Here is a 22,727-nt window from a genome sequence, read left to right on the forward strand (position 1 = left end):
ATGGTCAAAGTATATGCCCCGGCTTCCAGTGCCAATATGAGCGTCGGGTTTGATGTGCTGGGCGCGGCGGTAACGCCGGTCGATGGCACCCTGCTGGGGGACAACGTTTCGGTCGAGGCGGCGGACAGCTTCAGCCTGCAAAACGTTGGCCGCTTTGCCAGCAAGCTGCCCTCCGTGCCGCAGGAGAACATTGTTTACCAGTGCTGGGAGCGTTTCTGCCAGGAGATCGGCAAAAAAGTTCCGGTGTCGATGGTGCTGGAAAAAAATATGCCGATTGGTTCCGGGCTCGGTTCCAGCGCCTGCTCTGTCGTCGCCGCGCTGGTGGCGATGAATGAATTCTGCGGTAAGCCGCTGAATGAGATGCGTATGCTGGCGCTGATGGGGGAGATGGAAGGGCGTATTTCCGGCAGTATCCACTATGACAACGTTGCGCCCTGCTACCTGGGCGGCATGCAGCTGATGATTGAAGAGAATGGCATCATCAGCCAGCAGGTTCCGGGTTTCGACGAATGGCTGTGGGTACTGGCTTATCCGGGAATTAAAGTTTCGACGGCGGAAGCGCGTGCCATCCTCCCGGCGCAGTATCGCCGCCAGGACTGTATCGCTCACGGTCGTCATCTGGCGGGCTTTATTCATGCCTGCTACACCCGCCAGCCGCAGCTGGCAGCGAAATTGATGAAAGATGTGATTGCCGAACCGTATCGCACCAAACTGCTGCCGGGCTTCAGCGAAGCGCGTCAGGCGGCGATGGAGATCGGTGCGCAGGCGTGCGGCATCTCAGGCTCTGGCCCGACGCTGTTTGCGCTGTGCGATAAGCCGGAAACCGCGCAGCGCGTTGCGGACTGGCTGGGCACGCATTATCTGCAGAATCAGGAAGGCTTCGTTCATATTTGCCGGCTGGATACGGCGGGCGCACGAGTAGTGGGATAACCAATGAAACTCTATAATTTAAAAGATCATAACGAACAGGTCAGCTTTGCGCAGGCCGTGACGCAGGGGCTTGGCAAGCAACAGGGGCTGTTCTTTCCGCACGACCTGCCGGAATTTAGCCTGACTGAAATTGACGACATGCTGGAGATGGATTTGGCCTCCCGTAGCGCCAGAATTCTGTCGGCCTTTATTGGCGACGAGATCCCGCAGGAGATCCTCAAAGAGCGCATCGCCGCCGCTTTCACCTTCCCGGCTCCGGTCAGCAAGGTGCAGGATGATATCGGCTGTCTGGAGCTGTTCCACGGCCCGACGCTGGCGTTTAAGGATTTCGGCGGCCGCTTTATGGCGCAGATGCTGACTCATATCGCCGGCGACAAACCGGTGACGATTCTGACCGCCACCTCCGGGGATACCGGCGCGGCAGTGGCGCATGCGTTTTACGGCCTGCCGAATGTCAAAGTCGTTATTCTGTATCCGCGCGGCAAGATCAGCCCGCTGCAGGAAAAACTGTTCTGCACCCTGGGTGGCAACATTGAAACCGTGGCGATTGATGGCGACTTCGATGCCTGTCAGGCGCTGGTAAAACAGGCTTTTGACGATGAAGAACTGAAGGTCGCTCTGGGCCTGAACTCGGCGAATTCCATCAATATCAGCCGTCTGCTGGCGCAGATTTGCTATTACTTCGAAGCGGTCGCACAGCTGCCGCAGGAAGCCCGCAACCAGCTGGTCATTTCCGTGCCGAGCGGTAACTTTGGCGATCTGACCGCCGGTCTGCTGGCGAAGTCTTTAGGCCTGCCGATTAAGCGCTTTATTGCCGCCACCAACGCCAATGATACCGTGCCGCGTTTCCTGCAGGACGGCAACTGGGCGCCGAAAGCGACCCAGGCGACGCTGTCTAACGCGATGGACGTCAGTCAGCCGAACAACTGGCCGCGCGTGGAAGAGCTGTTCCGTCGCAAAGTCTGGCGTCTGAACGAGCTGGGCTATGCAGCCGTGGACGATGAAACCACCAAACAGGCGATGCGCGAGCTGAAAGCCATTGGCTACACCTCAGAGCCGCACGCGGCCATCGCCTGGCGCGCGCTGCGCGACCAGCTGCAGCCGGGCGAATACGGTCTGTTCCTCGGTACCGCGCACCCGGCGAAGTTCAAGGAGAGCGTCGAGGAGATCCTCCAGCAGACGCTGCCGCTGCCGAAAGAGCTGGCCGATCGCGCTGATCTGCCGCTGCTGTCGCATAATCTGCCGGCGGATTTTGCCGCGCTGCGCCAGCTGATGATGGGCAAAGCATAACGGGACTTTTATCGCCGTATGATGTTCTCAGGCCGGGCCTCAACGCCCGGCTTTTTTATCGGCGAAAAAGGAGGAATTATGCAGAAAAAAGGCAGGGAAAATGGATGAATTACCAATAAATGCCGGGGGGCAAAGATTAGGATTGCGGAGAATAACCCGCGGTGTTGCTCAGGGGTAATCTTTGGTTATCGCCCCCGTGCGGGGACTGTTAATGAAGGGTAAACCTATGTCAACGCTGAAGTCTGTGATCCTTGCGCTTTCGATGTCGCTGGTGGCTCCTGCGGTGGTCCACGCATCGGAAATAACGCTGGTGCCGGCAGTCAAACTGCAAATTGGCGATCGCGACAATTACGGTAACTACTGGGACGGCGGTCATTGGCGCGACCACGAATGGTGGGGCCGTCATTACGACTGGCGCGATAACCACTGGCGCGCACATGATGAACATCGCCATGATCATCATGATGACCACGATCGTGGCCGCGGCCCGGATCGTGACTGGCGCCATCACTAAATCTTCCGTCCCGGTCGCCGCGAGGGCGGCCGGGAAGGGGATTAGCGTTCGTGACGTTTAAAGACCATCTCATCTTTCTTAGCGGAGGCTTCGGCGTCGAAGAAATAGCCTTCGCTGTTGAAACGGGTTAGCTGCTCAGGCTGGGTTAAACGGTTTTCAATGATATAGCGGCTCATTAACCCGCGCGCCTTTTTGGCATAGAAACTGATCACTTTAAACTGACCGTTTTTCTCATCGAGGAACACGGGCTTAATGATTCTACCCTGCAACTGTTTTGTCTTCACCGACCGGAAGTATTCGTCAGAAGCCAGGTTAATCACGATATCGTCGCCCTGGGCTTTCAGCGCCTGATTGAGTTTATCGGTAATCACTTCGCCCCAGAACTGGTAGAGATCTTTGCCTCTGCTATTTTCCAGCTTAATTCCCATTTCCAGACGATAGGGCTGCATCAGATCCAGCGGGCGCAGCACGCCGTAGAGGCCGGAAAGCATACGCAAATGCCGTTGAGCAAAATCGAAATCGTCTTCGCTGAGGCTTTCCGCCTGCAGTCCGGTATAAACATCGCCTTTAAAAGCCAGAATCGCCTGGCGCGCGTTTTGCGGCGTGAAGTCCGGGTGCCAGTCATGAAAGCGGGTCGCATTCAGATCCGCCAGCTTATCGCTGATGCTCATCAGTTTGCCGATCTGCGGCGCCGATAGCCGGCGCGCGACGCCGATGAGCTCCTGGGAATATTCCAGCAGCTCAGGCTGGGTGTAGCGTGCTGTGGCCAGCGGGCTTTGGTAGTCGAGTGTTTTGGCAGGTGAAATAAGAATCAGCATATCCGGTCCTTGCAGGGGATTTTCCGTGACTTTAACAAAAAAACACCGCGGTGGGATCGATAGCTGCGATTGCCGCGCTATTCACGCGGCAGCTCATCCCAGGCACCTGGCGCCAGCTGCTGGTTAATTTCCGGGTAGCGCGTGGCGTCAAAGGTCGGCCGCACGCCCAGCCGTCGCTGGTTGAGATAATCACTGGCCAGGATCCGTACCGTAGGCGACAGCAGTAAAATAGCGGTCAGGTTAGTGATGGCCATCAGCGCCATGATGGTATCCGCCAGTTGCCAGACAACCGGCAAACCGACCAGCGCGCCGGTGATGACCATGATCAGGGTGAGGAGTCGTAGCGCCCAGATATGACGAGGGCTGTTAATACGTAGAAATATCAGGTTATTTTCAGCATAGATGTAGTTTGCGACGATAGAACTGAAGGCAAAGAGCAGCACGACGATTGCCACGAATCCCGCCCCCCAGCCGCCGACCAGTGATGTCATGGCATGCTGGATACTCTGGATACCATTCACGGCATCTTCCGCCTCGTCCAGCGGCGCCAGCATGATGATGACGGCGCTGGCGGTGCAGATAACTATCGTATCGATGAGGACGCCAATCATTTGCACGATCCCCTGCGCAGCCGGATGCGGAGGCCAGGAAGCCGCTGCCGCCGCGGCGTTAGGCGTTGACCCCATCCCCGCTTCGTTCGAGAACATACCGCGCTGAAAGCCACTGGTGAGCGCCTGGCTGATGGTATAGCCCACTGCGCCGGCGGCGGCCTCCTGCCAGCCGAACGCACTGCGGAAAATGGACTCGAAAATGGCCGGCAGCGCCGTAATGTGCCAGAGGCCAATCAGCAGGCTGGTGGTCACCCAAAGCAGAGCCATCAGCGGCACAATCCACTGCAATAGCTTCGCCACGCCCCGCAAACCCCGTACGATAACCAGCAGGATCACCAGTGCCAGCGCGCAGCCGGTAACGATAGCAGGAAGGTCAAAGGCATAGGTCATCGCTTTCGCAATAGAGTTGGCCTGCACGGTGTTAAAAATAACCCCATAAGCCAGCAGGAGCAGGATAGAAAACACGATGCCCATCCAGCGCATTCCTAAACCCCGTGACATATACCAGGCCGGGCCGCCGCGAAATTGCCCGTGGGCATCGCGTTCTTTGTAGAGCTGGGCAAGAGAACATTCGGCAAAGCTGCTGGCCATGCCGAGCAGCGCAGAAACCCACATCCAGAAGACGGCGCCGGGTCCGCCGGCGGAGATAGCCAGCGCGACACCGACCAGGTTGCCGCTGCCCACGCGCGCCGCGAGGCTGGTGCACAGGGCCTGGAAAGAGGTTAACCCGCCGGGCTGAGGCTGGAGGCTTTTCTTTAGACTTTTCCCAAACTGGCGAACATAACGAAACTGAATGAATTTTGTTCGCCAGGTAAACCAGATGCCGGCGCCCAGTAACAGATAAATCATTACCGAGCCCCAGAGTATTTCATTGATAAAAGAGAAAAAATCAGGCATTAACCATCCTCTTGTCCATGCCGGAACGCTAGTGTAAGCGTTACCAATTCAAGTGACAATCCCTTAGCTTTCAGAGAATTAATTCATCCAGTTTATCACACTCTGCGCTCTTGCATGGTCCGCAGTTGCGCTGAACATGCAGCGTGTTATCATCTTGGCAGACCGGTTACATCCCCTTAACTGCTGTTTAAGAGAAACACTATCATGACGGATAAATTGACTTCTCTGCGTCAGTACACCACTGTCGTAGCTGATACCGGAGATATTGCGGCAATGAAGCTGTATCAGCCTCAGGATGCCACGACTAACCCTTCTTTGATTCTCGGTGCGGCTCAGATTCCTGAGTACCGTAAGCTGATTGATGACGCTGTCGAGTGGGCCCGCGGCCAGAGCAGCGATCGCGCTCAGCAGATTATCGATGCTTCCGATAAGCTGGCGGTGAACATTGGTCTCGAAATTCTTAAGCTGATTCCAGGCCGTATTTCGACCGAAGTTGACGCGCGCCTCTCCTATGACACCCAGGCATCTATCGCGAAAGCGAAGCGCATCATCAAACTGTACAACGATGCGGGCATCGGCAACGATCGCATTCTGATTAAACTGGCTTCGACCTGGCAGGGTATTTGCGCCGCCGAGCAGCTGGAAAAAGAAGGCATCAACTGTAACCTGACTCTGCTGTTCTCCTTCGCTCAGGCTCGCGCTTGTGCTGAGGCGGGTGTATTCCTGATCTCTCCGTTCGTTGGCCGTATTCTCGACTGGTACAAAGCGAACACCGATAAGAAAGAGTACGCGCCGGCTGAAGATCCGGGCGTCGTTTCCGTCAGTGAGATTTACGAGTACTACAAGCAGCACGGTTATGAAACTGTCGTAATGGGCGCAAGCTTCCGTAACGTCGGTGAAATCCTTGAGCTGGCTGGCTGCGATCGCCTGACTATCGCTCCGGCTCTGTTGAAAGAGCTGGCGGAAAGCGAAGGGGCTATCGAACGTAAACTGGCGTTCAGCGGCGAAGTGAAAGCACGTCCGGAACGCATCACCGAAGCCCAGTTCCTGTGGCAGCACAACCAGGATCCGATGGCGGTGGACAAGCTGGCGGAAGGTATCCGTAAGTTTGCTATCGACCAGGAAAAACTGGAAAAAATGATCGGCGACCTGCTGTAATCATTTGGGCGTGGCCGGGCTCCCGGTCACGCTACTTCTCCTGAACTCTGTCTGTATTTCCTTCCAGCGTGTATCATTCCGTCTAATTGTACAGTTTGAACGGAATAACGATGAATACCTTACGAATCGGCTTAGTTTCCATCTCCGATCGCGCCTCCAGCGGCGTCTATCAGGATAAAGGCATCCCGGCACTTGAAGAGTGGCTGGCGCGTGCGCTGACGACCCCCTTTGAGCTCGAGACCCGTCTGATCCCTGACGAACAGGTGATTATCGAACAAACGCTGTGTGAGCTGGTTGACGAGATGGCTTGCCATCTGGTGTTGACTACCGGCGGGACCGGTCCTGCCCGACGCGACGTGACGCCGGATGCCACCCTGGCCGTAGCTGACCGCGTTATGCCGGGGTTTGGTGAGCAAATGCGCCAGGTTAGCCTACACTTCGTTCCGACGGCTATCCTTTCTCGTCAGGTTGGCGTTATCCGCAAGCAGGCGCTGATTTTGAATCTGCCGGGCCAGCCGAAAGCCATTCAGGAAACCCTTGAAGGCGTTAAAGATGCGGACGGCAAGGTTCTGGTGCACGGGATCTTCGCAAGTGTACCTTATTGTGTACAGCTGCTGGAGGGGCCGTATGTGGAGACGAACGCGGAAGTTGTAGCGGCTTTTCGCCCAAAAAGCGCGAGACGCGAAACTTTATCCTGAATTTGATGCTTTCCTGACATAACCTGCATTGTCGGTGGTGTGCTGTTTTATTTACGATATAGTGTTTTTTACTTTACACATTCCGTGATGACACCTACACACCTCTGGATGAATTGCTCGTTATGTCACAACATACCCGACCTCTGAATCGACAAGATTATAAAACCCTGACGCTGGCCGCCCTTGGCGGCGCGCTGGAGTTTTATGATTTCATTATCTTTGTCTTCTTCGCCGCCGTCGTTGGCGAACTGTTCTTCCCGGCGGACATCCCGGAATGGCTGCGCCAGGTGCAGACCTTCGGCATCTTTGCCGCGGGCTACCTGGCGCGTCCACTGGGCGGCATTATCATGGCCCACTTCGGCGATCTGGTCGGGCGCAAGAAGATGTTCACCCTGAGCATTCTGCTGATGGCATTGCCGACGCTGGCGATTGGTCTGCTGCCGACCTACGCGTCGATAGGCATTGCCGCGCCGCTGCTGCTGTTGCTGATGCGCATTCTGCAGGGGGCGGCTATCGGAGGGGAGGTCCCCGGCGCCTGGGTTTTTGTCGCCGAACATGTGCCGGAAAAGCGCATTGGTATCGCCTGCGGCACCCTCACTGCCGGCCTGACGGTTGGCATTCTGCTGGGATCGGTGGTCGCGACGCTGATTAATACCAGCCTGACGCCACAGGGGATTCACGACGGCGGTTGGCGTATTCCCTTCCTGTTAGGCGGCGTATTTGGTCTGGTGGCCATGTATCTGCGTCGTTGGCTGCAGGAGACGCCGATATTTCTCGAAATGCAGCAGCGTAAGGCGTTAGCGCAGGAGCTGCCGGTCAAATCGGTGGTGCTGAAACACCAGAAAGCGGTGGTGGTCTCCATGCTGCTGACCTGGCTGTTATCCGCCGGCGTGGTGGTGGTGATCCTCATGTCACCGGTCTGGCTACAAAAGCACTACGGTTTTGCCCCGGCGATCACCCTGCAGGCCAACAGTATTGCCACCATTATGCTCTGCATCGGTTGTCTGCTGGCGGGGCTGGCGGCGGATCGTTTTGGCGCCAGTCGCACCTTCATCGTCGGCAGTTTACTCCTGGCGGTCTCCAGCTGGGCGTTCTATCACCTTTCCGGCAGCAGTCCCGAGCAGCTGTTCCTGCTGTATGGCACGGTGGGATTGTGCGTTGGGGTTGTGGGCGCCGTGCCTTACGTCATGGTGCGCGCTTTCCCGGCGGAGGTTCGCTTTACCGGCATTTCCTTTTCATATAACGTCTCTTACGCCATTTTTGGCGGCCTGACGCCGATTGCCGTGACCATGCTGATGGGGGTTTCGCCGATGGCACCTGCGTGGTACGTGCTGGCACTTTCGCTGATGGGGCTGGGATTAGGGATCTGGCTGCGCCAGGGGATGGACCGTGAAGTGGCTGCCGCAGGAGGGGAGTTGCAGCGCCTGCCTTAACGTTCCGCGAGCAATACCCTCGCCCGTCGGGACGAGGGTATCTTTTATCAATGAGGTGCGCCGATCGGCAGTACGGTGCGACCAAACTGTTCGTTCAGTACTTCACCCATCGCCAGATAAATAGCGCTACCGCCGCAGACTAAACCAATCCAGCCCGCGATTTTTACCAGACCTTCATTATCTGCCAGGTGGCCGATTGCCAGCAGCGCAAACAGAACGGTCAGGCTGAGGAAAACGAATTGCAGCATTCGTGCGGCTTTCAGAGTACCGAAGAACATAAACAACGTGAAGACTCCCCACAGACCGAGGTACATGCCCAGGAAGTGCGCATCAGGCGCTTCTGCCAGGCCCATTTTCGGCATGAGAAGAATAGCGACCAACGTCAGCCAGAAGGCGCCGTAGGACGTAAAAGCAGTTAAACCAAAGGTATTACCTTTTTTAAATTCCAGCAGGCCTGCGAAAATCTGCGCAATACCGCCGTAAAAAATGCCCATCGCCAGGATAGCTACATCAAACGCGAACAGGCCGCTATTTGCCAGATTAAGCAGAATAGTGGTCATGCCGAAGCCCATAAGGCCCAGCGGTGCCGGATTAGCCAACTTAGTGTTGCCCATAATTCCTCAGAATAATGATTAGAAAGGGAAGCATTACCCCGTCTCTCGGGGACGGGGCGCGGCATCATAATGAGGCGGAGGGTAACTGTCTATGATCTGGCGGGGTATTTTTCGCCAATTTACGCTGGCGCGGATAAATGGCGATCGTTCGCTATCGGCAGGCGGGGACGGGGCGCCCGGCGGGACGCGGGTTATCGATAAAAGCCGCTTTTTTACCGGTTTATTCAGTCTGCCTTCTTTATTCCTTTCTTTACCCGGCAAGAAAGTGAAAAATTTTTTTGCTTGCCCCCTTGAGGAAGCGGTGGGCGACCCCATCTTGTAGTCAACCGCAGTGAATGAACCTGAAAAAAATGATGTCTGGGCAGTTGAAACCATAGGTTTCGCCCTTATTACAGGTTTACAACCACATGTTGATCGAATTTTTAGTGGAGACGTTTAGATGGGTAAAATTATTGGTATCGACCTGGGTACTACCAACTCTTGTGTAGCGATTATGGATGGCACTACTGCACGTGTGCTGGAGAACGCCGAAGGCGATCGCACCACGCCTTCTATCATTGCTTATACCCAGGATGGTGAAACTCTGGTTGGTCAGCCGGCTAAACGTCAGGCAGTGACAAACCCGCAAAACACCCTGTTTGCGATTAAACGCCTGATTGGTCGCCGCTTCCAGGACGAAGAAGTTCAGCGTGACGTATCCATCATGCCGTACAAAATCATCGGCGCCGACAACGGCGACGCATGGCTTGATGTGAAAGGTCAGAAAATGGCACCGCCGCAGATTTCTGCTGAAGTGCTGAAAAAAATGAAGAAAACGGCTGAAGATTACCTGGGTGAGCCGGTAACTGAAGCGGTTATCACCGTACCTGCATACTTCAACGATGCTCAGCGTCAGGCAACGAAAGATGCCGGCCGTATCGCAGGTCTGGAAGTCAAACGTATCATCAACGAACCGACCGCCGCTGCACTGGCTTACGGTCTGGATAAAGAAGTCGGCAACCGTACTATCGCGGTTTACGACCTCGGTGGTGGTACCTTCGATATCTCTATTATCGAAATCGACGAAGTTGACGGCGAAAAAACCTTCGAAGTTCTGGCAACCAACGGTGATACCCACCTGGGTGGTGAAGACTTCGACAGCCGTATGATCAACTACCTCGTTGATGAGTTTAAGAAAGATCAGGGCATTGACCTGCGTAACGATCCGCTGGCCATGCAGCGCCTGAAAGAAGCGGCTGAAAAAGCGAAAATCGAGCTTTCTTCCGCTCAGCAGACCGACGTGAACCTGCCGTACATCACTGCAGATGCCACCGGTCCGAAACACATGAACATCAAAGTGACGCGTGCGAAACTGGAAAGCCTGGTTGAAGATCTGGTTAACCGTTCTATCGAGCCGCTGAAAGTTGCTCTGCAGGACGCTGGTCTCTCCGTGTCTGACATCCAGGACGTTATCCTGGTCGGTGGTCAGACCCGTATGCCGATGGTGCAGAAGAAAGTGGCTGAGTTCTTTGGTAAAGAGCCGCGTAAAGACGTTAACCCGGATGAAGCTGTGGCGATCGGCGCTGCGGTTCAGGGTGGTGTACTGACCGGTGAAGTTAAAGACGTTCTGCTGCTGGACGTTACCCCGCTGTCGCTGGGTATCGAAACCATGGGCGGCGTGATGACTGCGCTGATCAACAAAAACACCACTATCCCGACCAAGCATAGCCAGGTGTTCTCTACTGCAGAAGACAACCAGTCTGCGGTAACCATCCACGTGATTCAGGGTGAGCGTAAACGCGCCTCCGATAACAAATCACTGGGTCAATTCAACCTGGATGGGATTAACCCGGCACCGCGCGGTATGCCGCAGATCGAAGTCACCTTCGACATCGATGCTGATGGTATCCTGCACGTGTCCGCGAAAGACAAAAACAGCGGTAAAGAGCAGAAAATCACCATTAAAGCCTCTTCTGGTCTGAACGAAGAAGAGATCGCCAAAATGGTTCGTGATGCGGAAGCGAACGCTGAATCTGACCGTAAGTTCGAAGAGCTGGTTCAGACCCGTAACCAGGGCGACCATCTGCTGCACAGCACGCGTAAGCAGGTTGAAGAAGCGGGCGACAAACTGCCGGCTGACGACAAAACTGCCATCGAGTCTGCGCTGACCGCGCTGGAAACTTCGCTGAAAGGTGAAGACAAAGCGGACATCGAAGCGAAAATGCAGGCGCTGGCTCAGGCTTCCCAGAAGCTGATGGAAATTGCTCAGCAGCAACACGCTCAGCAGCAGGCTGGCGGTGCTGAAGCTTCTGAAAGCAACGCGAAAGACGACGATGTCGTTGACGCCGAGTTTGAAGAAGTGAAAGACAAAAAATAATCGCCCTTTGAACGGGTAAAACACTGGCACGGGCGAAGAGGTTTCCTCTCCGCCCGTGCACGCATGTTAAGGGGCTGAAAAACACCAATGGCAAAGCAAGATTATTACGAGATTTTAGGCGTTTCCAAAACAGCGGAAGAGCGTGAAATCAAAAAGGCTTACAAGCGCCTGGCCATGAAATATCACCCGGACCGTAACCAGGGTGATAAAGAAGCCGAAGCGAAGTTTAAAGAAATTAAAGAAGCGTATGAAATCCTGACTGATGACCAGAAGCGTGCGGCCTACGATCAGTACGGCCACGCCGCCTTTGAACAAGGTGGCATGGGCGGCGGCGGCGGTGGTTTTGGCGGCGGTGCAGATTTCAGCGATATCTTTGGCGACGTGTTTGGCGATATCTTTGGCGGCGGTCGTGGCCGTCAGCGTGCGGCGCGTGGCGCTGACCTGCGCTACAACATGGAGCTGACGCTGGAAGAAGCCGTTCGCGGCGTGACTAAAGAGATTCGCATCCCGACGCTGGAAGAGTGTGACGTCTGCCACGGCAGCGGCGCGAAAGCCGGTAGCAAACCGCAAACCTGTCCAACCTGTCACGGTGCCGGTCAGGTGCAGATGCGTCAGGGCTTCTTCGCCGTTCAGCAAACCTGTCCGCATTGCCAGGGACGCGGTACGCTGATTAAAGATCCGTGCAACAAATGCCACGGTCACGGCCGGGTCGAGAAGACCAAAACCCTGTCGGTCAAAATCCCGGCGGGTGTGGATACCGGCGATCGTATTCGTCTTTCAGGCGAAGGCGAAGCGGGTGAGCACGGCGCTCCGGCGGGCGATCTGTACGTTCAGGTCCAGGTTAAGCAGCACGCTATCTTTGAGCGTGAAGGCAATAACCTGTACTGCGAAGTGCCGATCAACTTCACCATGGCTGCCCTCGGCGGCGAGATTGAAGTCCCGACGCTGGATGGCCGCGTCAATCTGAAAGTGCCTGGCGAAACGCAGACCGGTAAGCTCTTCCGCATGCGTGGCAAAGGGGTGAAATCCGTACGCGGCGGCGCGCAGGGCGATCTGCTGTGCCGCGTGGTGGTTGAAACGCCGGTAGGGCTGAATGAAAAACAGAAACAGCTGCTGAAGGATCTTCAGGAAAGTTTTGGCGGCCCAACGGGTGAAAAAAACAGCCCGCGCTCCAAAAGTTTCTTTGATGGCGTGAAGAAATTCTTCGACGACCTGACGCGCTAATCTACTGCGATTCTGAAAAGCCACTTTATTGTTAAAGTGGCTTTTTTGTTTCCAGCCCGCTATCTGTTAATGATGGCTGAATCCCTCCGGTCAGAGTCGCGCTTTGCCGTTTGCTTTATATCGTAAAAATCGAGCTATAACGCAATAATAATCTTATTTTTTCGAAGTGTTATGGCGACTAGAATAGTTTCATCGATGAATTAGCCTTATAGAGAGAGTAAAAGTGAAACATCTGCAGCGTTTTTTCAGTAGCGATGCTTCAGGGGGCGTTATCCTCATTTTCGCGGCCGCGTTGGCTATGCTGTTGGCTAATACTGGCGCAACCAGCGGTATTTACCACTCCTTTCTGGAAACACCCGTTCAGCTGCGTGTGGGCGCGTTGGAAATCAATAAGAACATGCTGCTGTGGATTAACGATGCGCTCATGGCCGTCTTCTTCTTGCTGATTGGCCTGGAAGTGAAGCGTGAGATGATTCAGGGGGCGCTGGCCAGCCGCCGTCAGGCCGTTTTCCCGGTCGTGGCGGCCTTAGGTGGGATGATTGTCCCGGCGCTGATCTACCTGGCGTTTAATGCTCAGGATCCGATTACCCGCGAGGGCTGGGCGATTCCGGCGGCGACCGATATCGCTTTTGCGCTGGGAGTGCTGGCGCTGTTGGGCAGTCGCGTACCGCCGGCGTTGAAAATCTTCCTGATGGCGCTGGCGATTATCGACGACCTGGGCGCCATTATCATCATTGCCCTGTTTTATACCAGCGACCTTTCCGTCCTGTCGCTGGGCGTGGCGGCAGGGGCGATTGCCGTGCTGGTCGCGCTCAATCTTTGCGGCGTCCGACGCACCGGTATCTATATCCTGGTCGGCGCGGTGCTATGGACTGCGGTCCTGAAGTCCGGGGTTCATGCGACGTTAGCCGGGGTGATCGTTGGCTTTATGATCCCGCTGAAGGAGCAGGGCGGTAAATCACCGGCTAAGCAGCTTGAGCATGTCCTGCATCCGTGGGTGGCTTACCTGATTCTGCCGCTTTTCGCCTTCGCTAACGCAGGCGTCTCGCTGCAAGGCGTAACGATTGAAGGACTGACGTCACTGCTGCCGCTGGGGATTATTGCCGGGCTGTTTATCGGCAAACCGCTGGGTATCAGCCTGTTCTGCTGGCTGGCGTTAAAACTGAAATGGGCATCGCTGCCGGAAGGGACGACCTGCAAGCAGATAGTGGCGGTCGGTATTCTGTGCGGGATTGGCTTCACGATGTCGATTTTCATCGCCAGTCTGGCCTTCAGCAGCGTTAATCCTGGCTTAATCAACTGGGCCAAGCTAGGCATCCTGATTGGATCAGTTCTGTCAGCCGTGACCGGGTATATGATACTACGCAGGCGTATTGCGGATACCACGACGGCTTAACATTCGATGGGGAGCCTGCAAGGGCTCCCCTGGCATTATCAGGGAGAGAAACATGTCGCATATTAATTACAACCACCTGTATTACTTCTGGCACGTTTACAAAGAAGGTTCTGTTGTCGGCGCCGCAGAGGCTTTGTTCCTGACGCCGCAGACCATTACCGGGCAAATCAAAGCGCTTGAAGAGCGTTTGCAGGGAAAATTGTTTAAACGCAAAGGGCGGGGGCTGGAGCCGAGTGAACTGGGCGAGCTGGTGTTCCGCTATGCAGACCGCATGTTCACGCTAAGCCAGGAGATGCTCGATATTGTGAACTACCGCAAAGAGTCTAACCTGCTGTTCGATGTCGGTGTTGCCGATGCTTTGTCGAAAAGGCTGGTGAGCGGGGTGCTGGATGCGGCGGTAGTGGATAATGAACAGATTCATCTGCGTTGCTTTGAGTCGACCCACGAAATGCTGCTTGAGCAGCTCAGCCAGCACAAGCTCGATATGATCATCTCAGACTGCCCCATCGATTCCACCCAGCAGGAAGGGCTGTTCTCTGTGCGTATCGGCGAGTGCAGCGTGAGCTTCTGGTGTATGAACCCGCCGCCGGAAAAACCGTTCCCCGCCTGTCTGGAGGAGCGTCGTCTGCTGATCCCCGGCCGGCGCTCGATGCTGGGACGCAAGCTTCTGAACTGGTTCAACTCGCAGGGGCTGAAGGTCGAGATTCTTGGTGAGTTTGATGATGCGGCGCTGATGAAGGCGTTCGGTGCGGCGCATAATGCGATTTTTGTCGCGCCGACGCTTTACGCGCATGACTTCTATCAGGATGAGACGATTATTGAGATCGGACGGATGGAGAATGTGATGGAGGAGTATCACGCCATTTTTGCCGAAAGAATGATTCAGCATCCGGCGGTGCAACGGATTTGCAATCGCGACTATTCGTCACTCTTCACGACGCCGCAGGCGTAACTGACAGGCATAAAAAAACCCGCTTTCGCGGGTTTTTTTTACAAAGCGATAACAAGCAGGCGATTAAGCCAGTTTGTTGATCTGAGCGGTCAGGTTTGCTTTATGACGCGCAGCTTTGTTTTTGTGGATCAGACCTTTAGCAGCCTGACGGTCCACGATCGGTTGCATTTCGTTAAATGCTTTCAGTGCAGTAGCTTTGTCGCCAGCTTCGATAGCTGCGTATACTTTCTTGATGAAAGTACGCATCATAGAGCGACGGCTAGCGTTGTGCTTGCGGGCCTTTTCAGACTGAACGGCGCGCTTCTTAGCTGATTTGATATTAGCCAAGGTCCAACTCCCAAATGTGTTCTATATGGACAATTCAAAGGCCGAGGAATATGCCCGTTTAGCCTTCTTTTGTCAATGGATTTGTGCAAATAAGCGCCGCTTAAAACAACGACGCTTTATTACGTAGTGATGGCGCAAGATTCTACCAGCTTGTTGCTGGCGAATACAGCCTTTCCACCATAAAAATCGCTGGGCCCGGGTAGTTTTTGCCGCATTCCCGCGCTGAGTTGATGAATTCCCGGGATCTTTCGGTTAAGAGGTGCAATCGCTGGTTAACGTCGTCAGTTGTACAAGGTATACTCGGACGATTTTCACTGTTTTGAGCCAGACATGAAGCTGATACGCGGCATACATAATCTCAGTCAGGCACCGCACGGGTGCGTGCTGACCATTGGTAATTTTGACGGTGTACATCGCGGGCACCAGGCGCTGCTGCAGCGTTTGCGCGCCGAGGGCCGCCAGCGTGGTTTACCGGTGGTGGTGATGATTTTCGAACCACAGCCGCTGGAGCTGTTTGCCGCCGATAAGGCGCCAGCCCGTTTAACGCGTCTGCGGGAAAAGCTGAGCTATCTGGCTGAAAGCGGCGTCGACTATGTGCTGTGCGTGCGCTTTGACCGCCGCTTCGCCGCCCTGACCGCCCAGGATTTTATCAGCGAACTGCTGGTGCGCCGTTTAGGCGTGCAGTTCCTTGCTGTGGGTGATGATTTCCGCTTTGGCGCTGGTCGCCAGGGGGATTTCTTGTTATTACAGAAAGCCGGGGCGGAATACGGTTTTGACGTAACCAGCACCCAAACTTTCTGCGAGGGCGGTGTACGTATCAGCAGCACGGCGGTGCGCCAGGCGCTAGCGGATGACGACCTTGTGCAGGCGGAAAACCTGCTGGGCCATCCCTTTACGATCTCCGGACGCGTGGTCCACGGCGATGAGCTGGGGCGCACTATTGGTTTTCCGACGGCGAACTTACCGCTACGTCGTCAGGTTTCCCCGGTAAAAGGGGTCTATGCGGTGGAAGTGACAGGACTGGGCGACAAACCGCTGGTGGGCGTCGCCAACATTGGCACCCGTCCAACGGTTGCTGGCGTTCGCCAGCAGCTGGAAGTGCATTTGCTGGACGTTGTAATGGACCTTTATGGTCGCCATATAGATGTAATACTGCGTAAAAAAATACGTAACGAGCAGCGATTTGCGTCGCTTGATGAGCTGAAAGCGCAAATTGCACGTGATGAGTTAACGGCCCGCGAGTTCTTTGGGCTGGCCAGGCAGGCATAAGCCTGTTGGTGTTTATCAAACCGAAATACGGAACCGAGAATCTGATGAGTGACTATAAATCCACCCTGAATTTGCCGGAAACAGGGTTCCCGATGCGTGGCGATCTCGCCAAGCGCGAACCGGGAATGCTGGCGCGTTGGACCGATGATGACCTGTACGGCATCATCCGTGCAGCGAAAAAAGGCAAAAAAACCTTCATTCTGCATGATGGCCCTCCTTATGCGAATGGCAGCATTCATATTGGTCACTCGGTTAACAAGATTCTGAAAGACATTATCGTTAAGTCCAAAGGACTGACGGGCTATGACTCGCCTTACGTTCCAGGTTGGGACTGCCACGGTCTGCCGATCGAGCTGAAAGTGGAGCAGGAATATGGCAAGCCGGGTGAGAAATTCACCGCTGCTGAATTCCGCGCCAAGTGCCGCGAATATGCCGCTGAGCAGATCGACGGCCAGCGTAAAGACTTTATCCGCCTGGGCGTGCTGGGCGACTGGTCGCGTCCGTACCTGACCATGGACTTCAAAACCGAAGCCAACATTATCCGTGCGCTGGGTAAAATCATCGGTAACGGCCACCTGCACAAAGGCGCGAAGCCGGTGCACTGGTGTGTCGACTGCCGTTCTGCGCTGGCTGAAGCGGAAGTCGAGTATTACGACAAAACGTCTCCTTCTATCGACGTAGCGTTCCACGCGGTAGACAAAGCCGCTGTGCTGGCGAAATTCGGCGTTGCCGATGTCACCGGCCCGGTATCACTGGTCATCTGGACCACCACCCCGTGGACCCTGCCAGCCAACCGCGCCATCTCCCTGTCGCCGGAATTCGACTATGCGTTGGTGCAGGTCGCAGACCAGGCGCTGATCCTGGCGAAAGATCTGGTTGAAAGCGTGATGAAACGCGCGGGTATTGCGGATTACACCATCCTGGCGGCGGTGAAAGGTGATGAACTGGAACTGATGCGCTTTAAGCATCCGTTCCTCGACTTCGACGTACCGGCCATCCTCGGCGATCACGTCACTCTGGATGCGGGTACCGGTGCGGTCCATACCGCCGGCGGCCACGGTCCGGACGACTACACCATCAGCCAGAAATACGGCCTGGAAATTGCCAATCCGGTCGGCCCGGACGGTTCCTACCTGCCGGGGACCTATCCGGCGCTGGACGGTATTAACGTCTTTAAAGCGAACGACATCATCGTCGAAATGCTGCGCGAAAGCGGTGCGCTGCTGCACGTTGAGAAAATGCAGCACAGCTATCCGTGCTGCTGGCGTCACAAGTCGCCGATCATCTTCCGTGCGACCCCGCAGTGGTTCGTCAGCATGGATCAGAAAGGTCTGCGCGCGCAGTCGCTGAAAGAGATCAAAGGTGTGCAGTGGATCCCGGACTGGGGCCAGGCGCGTATCGAATCCATGGTTGCTAACCGTCCTGACTGGTGTATCTCCCGTCAGCGTACCTGGGGCGTGCCGATGTCTCTGTTTGTGCACAAAGAGACGCAGGAACTGCACCCGAATACCCTGGAACTGATGGAAGAAGTGGCGAAGCGCGTTGAAGTTGACGGCATTCAGGCGTGGTGGGATCTCGATTCCCGCGACATCCTGGGCGCTGACGCGGACAACTACGAGAAAGTGCCGGATACCCTGGACGTGTGGTTCGACTCCGGATCTACCCACTCCTCCGTTGTTGACGTACGCCCTGAATTCTCCGGTCACGCCGCCGATATGTACCTGGAAGGTTCTGACCAGCATCGCGGCTGGTTCATGTCCTCGCTGATGATCTCCACGGCGATGAAGGGCAAAGCGCCGTACCGCCAGGTGCTGACGCACGGTTTCACCGTAGATGGTCAGGGACGTAAAATGTCCAAATCCATCGGTAACACCGTCTCTCCGCAGGATGTGATGAATAAACTGGGCGCGGATATCCTGCGTCTGTGGGTCGCGTCTACCGATTACACCGGCGAAATGGCGGTCTCTGACGAGATCCTTAAACGTGCTGCCGACAGCTATCGTCGTATCCGTAACACCGCACGCTTCCTGCTGGCGAACCTTAACGGTTTCGATCCGGTCAAAGATATGGTGAAACCGGAAGAGATGGTGGTGCTCGATCGGTGGGCGGTAGGCTGCGCGCAAGCGGCGCAGGAAGATATCCTGAAGGCCTACGAATCGTATGATTTCCACGAAGTGGTGCAGCGCCTGATGCGCTTCTGCTCCATCGAAATGGGCTCGTTCTATCTCGACATCATCAAAGATCGCCAGTACACCGCGAAAGCGGACAGCGTGGCGCGTCGCAGCTGCCAGACCGCGCTGTTCCATATTGTGGAAGCGCTGGTTCGCTGGATGGCGCCGATCATGTCCTTCACCGCAGACGAAATCTGGGGCTACCTGCCGGGTTCCCGCGAGAAATACGTCTTCACCGGTGAGTGGTATGAAGGTCTGTTCGGCCTGGCCGATGACGAAGCGATGAACGACGACTTCTGGGACGACCTGCTGCAGGTACGTGGCGAAGTCAACAAGGTCATCGAGCAGGCGCGTGCCGACAAGCTGGTGGGCGGTTCTCTGGAAGCGGCGGTCACGCTGTATGCCGATGCCGATCTGGCCGCGAAGCTGAACGCGCTGGGCAGCGAATTACGATTTGTCCTGTTGACCTCCGGGGCGACGGTTGCCGATTATGCACAGGCGCCGGCGGATGCCTGGCAGAGTGAACTGCTGAAAGGTCTGAAAGTCGTGCTGAGTAAAGCCGAAGGCGAGAAATGCCCACGCTGCTGGCACTATACCAGCGATGTCGGCAAGGTGGCGGAACACGCGGAAATCTGCGGTCGCTGTGTCAGCAACGTCGCCGGTGACGGCGAAAAACGTAAGTTTGCCTGATGAGTAAATCTGTCTGTTCAACGGGGCTACGCTGGCTTTGGGTCGTTGTAGCCGTGCTGATTATTGACCTGGGCAGTAAATTCCTGATCCTCCAGAACTTTGCTCTGGGGGATACGGTATCGCTGTTCCCGTCGCTTAATCTGCATTATGCGCGTAACTATGGCGCGGCTTTTAGTTTCCTTGCCGATAGCGGCGGCTGGCAGCGCTGGTTCTTTGCCGGCATTGCCATCGGTATCTGCGTGATTCTGGCGGTATTGATGTATCGCTCAAAAGCCACGCAAAAGCTGAACAACATTGCCTACGCGCTGATTATTGGCGGCGCGTTGGGGAATTTGTTTGATCGGCTATGGCATGGTTTTGTCGTCGATATGATTGATTTCTACGTCGGGGACTGGCATTTCGCTACCTTCAACCTCGCCGATACCGCAATTTGTATCGGCGCGGCGCTGATTGTGCTGGAAGGCTTCCTGCCAAAACCTTCGGCGAAAGAGCCGGTGTAAATGTAAATGTCGGGTGGCGCTGCGCTTACCCGGCCTACAGAATTTGTGCCCTTCCGTAGGCCCGGTAAGCGTAGCGTCACCGGGCAAACAGGCGGGCCAAAACAAGCGAGCAATTTGCATGTCTAAATCCGTACAGAGCAACAGCGCGATCCTCGTTCACTTCACGCTGAAACTGGATGATGGCTCAACGGCTGAATCCACCCGCAATAACGGCAAACCTGCCCTGTTTCGCCTTGGCGACACCTCCCTGTCTGAAGGTCTTGAACAACAGCTTCTGGGTCTGAAAGAGGGTGAGAAAAAGGTATTTTCGCTGGAGCCCGATGCCGCGTTTGGCGTGCCAAGCCCGGATCTTATCCAGTATTTTTCCCGTCGTGAATTTATCGATGCGGGCGAGCCGGAAATTGGCGCGATTATGCTCTTTACCGCAATGGATGGCAGCGAAATGCCCGGCGTGATTCGTGAAGTGAACGGCGATTCGATCACCGTGGATTTCAACCACCCGCTGGCCGGGCGCACCGTCCATTTTGATATTGAAGTGCTGGAAATCGATCCGGCGCTGGAGGAGTGAAATGCAGATCCTGTTGGCTAACCCGCGCGGCTTCTGCGCCGGTGTTGACCGCGCTATCAGCATTGTCGAAAACGCGCTGACGCTCTACGGCGCGCCGATCTATGTGCGTCATGAAGTGGTGCATAACCGCTATGTGGTCGATAGCCTGCGCAAGCGCGGCGCCATTTTTATCGAACAGATTAGCGAAGTGCCTGATGGCGCGATCCTGATTTTCTCCGCGCACGGCGTGTCTCAGGCGGTGCGTAATGAAGCGAAAAACCGCGATCTGACGGTCTTTGACGCGACCTGTCCGCTGGTGACCAAAGTGCATATGGAAGTCGCCCGCGCCAGTCGTCGTGGCGAAGAGTCGATCCTGATTGGCCATGCCGGTCACCCGGAAGTCGAAGGGACGATGGGCCAGTACAGCAACCCGGAAGGGGGAATGTATCTGGTGGAATCGCCCGATGACGTCTGGAAGCTGGAGGTGAAAAACGACGCCCGGCTGTCGTTTATGACGCAGACCACCCTCTCGGTAGATGACACTTCGGATGTGATCGACGCGCTGCGCGAACGCTTCCCAAAAATCGTCGGGCCGCGCAAAGACGATATCTGTTACGCAACCACCAACCGTCAGGAAGCGGTGCGTGCGCTGGCGGAACAGGCCGATGTCGTGCTGGTGGTGGGGTCGAAAAACTCCTCTAACTCCAACCGTCTGGCGGAGCTCGCTCAGCGGATGGGGAAAGCAGCCTATCTGATTGACGACGCGACGGATATTCAGGAAGCGTGGGTCAAAGAGGCCGCGTGCGTTGGCGTGACCGCAGGCGCATCGGCCCCGGATATTCTGGTGCAGAACGTGATTGCGCGTCTGCAGGCGCTGGGCGGTGGAGAAGCCGTCCCGCTGGAAGGGCGTGAAGAGAATATCGTTTTCGAAGTACCGAAAGAGCTGCGGGTTGATGTCCGTGAAGTAGACTAAGTTCTTTCGCCAGCGAATGTGAGAAGATGCCAGACTTAACGTCTGGCATTTTTTTTGGGAGAAACGATGCGCTTACCGATCATTCTTGATACCGATCCCGGCATTGACGACGCGGCGGCGATCGCCGCTGCGCTGTTTGCCCCCGAGCTCGATCTGCAGCTGATGACGACGGTGGCGGGGAACGTGTCGGTGGAAAAAACCACCCGTAATGCCCTGCAGCTACTGCATTTCTGGCAGGCGAAGGTTCCGCTGGCTCAAGGGGCGTCGATGCCGCTTTTGCGCCCGCTGCGCGATGCGGCCTCCGTGCATGGTGAGTCCGGTATGGAAGGGTATGATTTTGTCGAGCATGACTGCCAGCCATTGCCGAAACCGGCCTTTCAGGCCATTCGCGACGCGCTGATGCATGCTCAGGAGCCCATTACGCTGGTAGCGATTGGTCCGTTGACCAATATTGCGCTGCTCCTGACGCAGTATCCGGAATGTCGCTTTAATATTCGCCGGCTGGTGATCATGGGCGGTTCTGCCGGGCGCGGTAACTTCACGCCCAATGCGGAGTTCAATATTGCTATCGACCCGGAAGCCGCGGCCAGCGTATTTCGCAGCGGTCTGGAGATCGTGATGTGCGGTCTCGACGTGACGAACAGGGCGATGCTGACGCCGGAGTACCTCGCCACGCTGCCCGCGCTGAACAACACCGGAAAGATGCTCCACGCGCTGTTCAGCCATTATCGCAGCGGCAGCATGAGCAGCGGGCTACGTATGCATGACCTGTGCGCCATTGCCTGGCTGGTGCGCCCCGAGCTGTTTACCCTACAACCGTGCTTTGTGGCGGTGGAAACGCAGGGGACCTGGACATCCGGTACCACCGTCGTCGATATCGAAGGGCGACTCGGGCAGCCGGCGAACGCTCGCGTTGCGCTGGAGCTGGATGTGGGCGGTTTTCAGCGCTGGGTGGCGGAAGTGTTGGCCCTGGCGCCGTAAGCGGCCTGGCGACCGTCAATTTTCTCGCTCAGATAATCAATCATGGCCCGCATTCTGGCGGGCATATGTTTATTGCCCGACCACAGCAGCCACAGCTGTCCGCTATAGCTACTGATAAACTCCCATTCTGCCAGAACCTGCACGATATCGCCCCGGGCCAGCGCGTCGCGAGCGGTAAACAGCGGCAGGCTGCCGATACCTAAATGCTGCTTCACCGCATCAAGGCGTACGGCAGTATGGTTGGCGGCGTAGCGTCCGTGAGTCTGGATAGTTAATGAGATGGTCACTCCCTCCTTCCCAGTACTATGCTGAGGACAGGCTTTCATTCGGAGAACCATCATGGAAAACATTGCGCTTATTGGTATCGATCTGGGTAAG

20 protein-coding genes and 2 pseudogenes are annotated in these 22,727 nt (G+C 55.8%); 17 read left to right on the plus strand and 5 right to left on the minus strand.

Going from position 1 to position 22,727, the window contains the following annotated elements; translation table 11 throughout:
• The 3 genes from thrB (at window position 1) to BV390_RS19265 (ending at window position 2,734) form a co-directional block, all read left to right on the plus strand.
• The gene (gene thrB, locus BV390_RS19255) at window positions 1-930 is read left to right on the plus strand and encodes a homoserine kinase (RefSeq protein WP_032689550.1); all 930 of its coding nucleotides are present in this window, start codon (window positions 1-3) and stop codon (window positions 928-930) included.
• 3 nt (window positions 931-933) lie between these two features.
• Window positions 934-2,220: a threonine synthase gene (gene thrC / locus BV390_RS19260; RefSeq protein ID WP_032689549.1), complete on the plus strand. Its 1,287-nt coding sequence runs from the start codon at window positions 934-936 to the stop codon at window positions 2,218-2,220.
• Window positions 2,221-2,446: 226 nt separating this feature from the next.
• Complete coding sequence (locus tag BV390_RS19265; protein ID WP_032697231.1) at window positions 2,447-2,734, plus strand: DUF2502 domain-containing protein; 288 nt, start codon at window positions 2,447-2,449, stop codon at window positions 2,732-2,734.
• Between the two features lie 41 nt (window positions 2,735-2,775).
• Here the strand turns inward: BV390_RS19265 and yaaA are convergent, their stop codons facing one another.
• Together yaaA and BV390_RS19275 are read right to left on the minus strand one after the other, a co-directional pair.
• The gene (gene yaaA, locus BV390_RS19270; protein WP_032698197.1) at window positions 2,776-3,552 is read right to left on the minus strand and encodes a peroxide stress protein YaaA; all 777 of its coding nucleotides are present in this window, start codon (window positions 3,550-3,552) and stop codon (window positions 2,776-2,778) included.
• A gap of 77 nt (window positions 3,553-3,629) precedes the next feature.
• On the minus strand, window positions 3,630-5,060 hold the full coding sequence (locus BV390_RS19275) for an alanine/glycine:cation symporter family protein (protein ID WP_085397230.1): 1,431 nt from the start codon (window positions 5,058-5,060) through the stop codon (window positions 3,630-3,632).
• Window positions 5,061-5,264: 204 nt separating this feature from the next.
• Here BV390_RS19275 and tal point away from each other — a divergent pair, with 204 nt between their 5' ends.
• The 3 genes from tal to BV390_RS19290 all read left to right on the plus strand — a co-directional run bounded on the left by tal (window position 5,265) and on the right by BV390_RS19290 (window position 8,349).
• Window positions 5,265-6,218: a transaldolase gene (gene tal, locus BV390_RS19280; protein WP_004857701.1), complete on the plus strand. Its 954-nt coding sequence runs from the start codon at window positions 5,265-5,267 to the stop codon at window positions 6,216-6,218.
• A gap of 110 nt (window positions 6,219-6,328) precedes the next feature.
• Complete coding sequence (gene mog, locus BV390_RS19285; RefSeq protein WP_032689545.1) at window positions 6,329-6,916, plus strand: molybdopterin adenylyltransferase; 588 nt, start codon at window positions 6,329-6,331, stop codon at window positions 6,914-6,916.
• Window positions 6,917-7,038: 122 nt separating this feature from the next.
• On the plus strand, window positions 7,039-8,349 hold the full coding sequence (locus tag BV390_RS19290; RefSeq protein WP_032698194.1) for an MFS transporter: 1,311 nt from the start codon (window positions 7,039-7,041) through the stop codon (window positions 8,347-8,349).
• Between the two features lie 47 nt (window positions 8,350-8,396).
• Here BV390_RS19290 and satP read toward each other — a convergent pair whose 3' ends face one another.
• The gene (gene satP / locus BV390_RS19295) at window positions 8,397-8,963 is read right to left on the minus strand and encodes an acetate uptake transporter (protein ID WP_004857706.1); all 567 of its coding nucleotides are present in this window, start codon (window positions 8,961-8,963) and stop codon (window positions 8,397-8,399) included.
• Between the two features lie 439 nt (window positions 8,964-9,402).
• On the opposite strand from satP, the gene dnaK reads away from it, so the two are divergent.
• The 4 genes from dnaK to nhaR all read left to right on the plus strand — a co-directional run bounded on the left by dnaK (window position 9,403) and on the right by nhaR (window position 14,891).
• Window positions 9,403-11,319 carry a molecular chaperone DnaK gene (gene dnaK / locus BV390_RS19305; protein ID WP_004857708.1) on the plus strand — a complete coding sequence of 639 codons (1,917 nt, stop codon included), beginning with the start codon at window positions 9,403-9,405 and terminating at the stop codon, window positions 11,317-11,319.
• Between the two features lie 87 nt (window positions 11,320-11,406).
• Entirely contained in the window at window positions 11,407-12,543 is a 1,137-nt protein-coding gene (gene dnaJ / locus BV390_RS19310) for a molecular chaperone DnaJ (RefSeq protein WP_032697234.1), read from the plus strand.
• Between the two features lie 223 nt (window positions 12,544-12,766).
• Entirely contained in the window at window positions 12,767-13,939 is a 1,173-nt protein-coding gene (nhaA, locus tag BV390_RS19315) for a Na+/H+ antiporter NhaA (protein ID WP_032697235.1), read from the plus strand.
• A 52-nt stretch (window positions 13,940-13,991) separates the two neighbouring features.
• Complete coding sequence (gene nhaR / locus BV390_RS19320; protein WP_032689541.1) at window positions 13,992-14,891, plus strand: transcriptional activator NhaR; 900 nt, start codon at window positions 13,992-13,994, stop codon at window positions 14,889-14,891.
• A 63-nt stretch (window positions 14,892-14,954) separates the two neighbouring features.
• Here the strand turns inward: nhaR and rpsT are convergent, their stop codons facing one another.
• The gene (rpsT, locus tag BV390_RS19325) at window positions 14,955-15,218 is read right to left on the minus strand and encodes a 30S ribosomal protein S20 (RefSeq protein ID WP_003018940.1); all 264 of its coding nucleotides are present in this window, start codon (window positions 15,216-15,218) and stop codon (window positions 14,955-14,957) included.
• A 119-nt stretch (window positions 15,219-15,337) separates the two neighbouring features.
• Here rpsT and BV390_RS31550 point away from each other — a divergent pair.
• From BV390_RS31550 to rihC, 7 genes and pseudogenes are all read left to right on the plus strand, one after another.
• Window positions 15,338-15,541: pseudogene (locus tag BV390_RS31550) on the plus strand (DUF2575 domain-containing protein); the annotation flags it as partial.
• Window positions 15,542-15,548: 7 nt separating this feature from the next.
• Window positions 15,549-16,487: a bifunctional riboflavin kinase/FAD synthetase gene (ribF, locus tag BV390_RS19330; RefSeq protein ID WP_004857719.1), complete on the plus strand. Its 939-nt coding sequence runs from the start codon at window positions 15,549-15,551 to the stop codon at window positions 16,485-16,487.
• 44 nt (window positions 16,488-16,531) lie between these two features.
• Window positions 16,532-19,348, plus strand: coding sequence for an isoleucine--tRNA ligase (gene ileS, locus BV390_RS19335; protein ID WP_032697301.1), 2,817 nt, complete (start codon window positions 16,532-16,534; stop codon window positions 19,346-19,348).
• Window positions 19,348-19,848, plus strand: coding sequence for a signal peptidase II (gene lspA / locus BV390_RS19340; RefSeq protein WP_032689540.1), 501 nt, complete (start codon window positions 19,348-19,350; stop codon window positions 19,846-19,848). Before ileS ends, lspA begins: the two co-directional genes overlap by 1 nt.
• A 118-nt stretch (window positions 19,849-19,966) precedes the next feature.
• Window positions 19,967-20,416, plus strand: a complete 450-nt coding sequence (gene fkpB, locus BV390_RS19345; protein ID WP_032689539.1) for an FKBP-type peptidyl-prolyl cis-trans isomerase — start codon at window positions 19,967-19,969, stop codon at window positions 20,414-20,416.
• Window position 20,417: 1 nt separating this feature from the next.
• Window positions 20,418-21,368, plus strand: a complete 951-nt coding sequence (gene ispH, locus BV390_RS19350) for a 4-hydroxy-3-methylbut-2-enyl diphosphate reductase (protein ID WP_032689538.1) — start codon at window positions 20,418-20,420, stop codon at window positions 21,366-21,368.
• 66 nt (window positions 21,369-21,434) lie between these two features.
• Complete coding sequence (gene rihC / locus BV390_RS19355; protein ID WP_032689537.1) at window positions 21,435-22,349, plus strand: ribonucleoside hydrolase RihC; 915 nt, start codon at window positions 21,435-21,437, stop codon at window positions 22,347-22,349.
• Here the strand turns inward: rihC and BV390_RS19360 are convergent.
• A pseudogene (locus BV390_RS19360) lies at window positions 22,310-22,621 on the minus strand (LysR substrate-binding domain-containing protein); the annotation flags it as partial. The gene rihC and the pseudogene BV390_RS19360 sit on opposite strands and share 40 nt — an antisense overlap.
• Window positions 22,622-22,727: the final 106 nt, after the last annotated feature.

The sequence above is a fragment of the Klebsiella sp. YJ genome (assembly GCF_002108615.1).
Classification (GTDB): Bacteria; Pseudomonadota; Gammaproteobacteria; order Enterobacterales; family Enterobacteriaceae; genus Klebsiella; species Klebsiella planticola.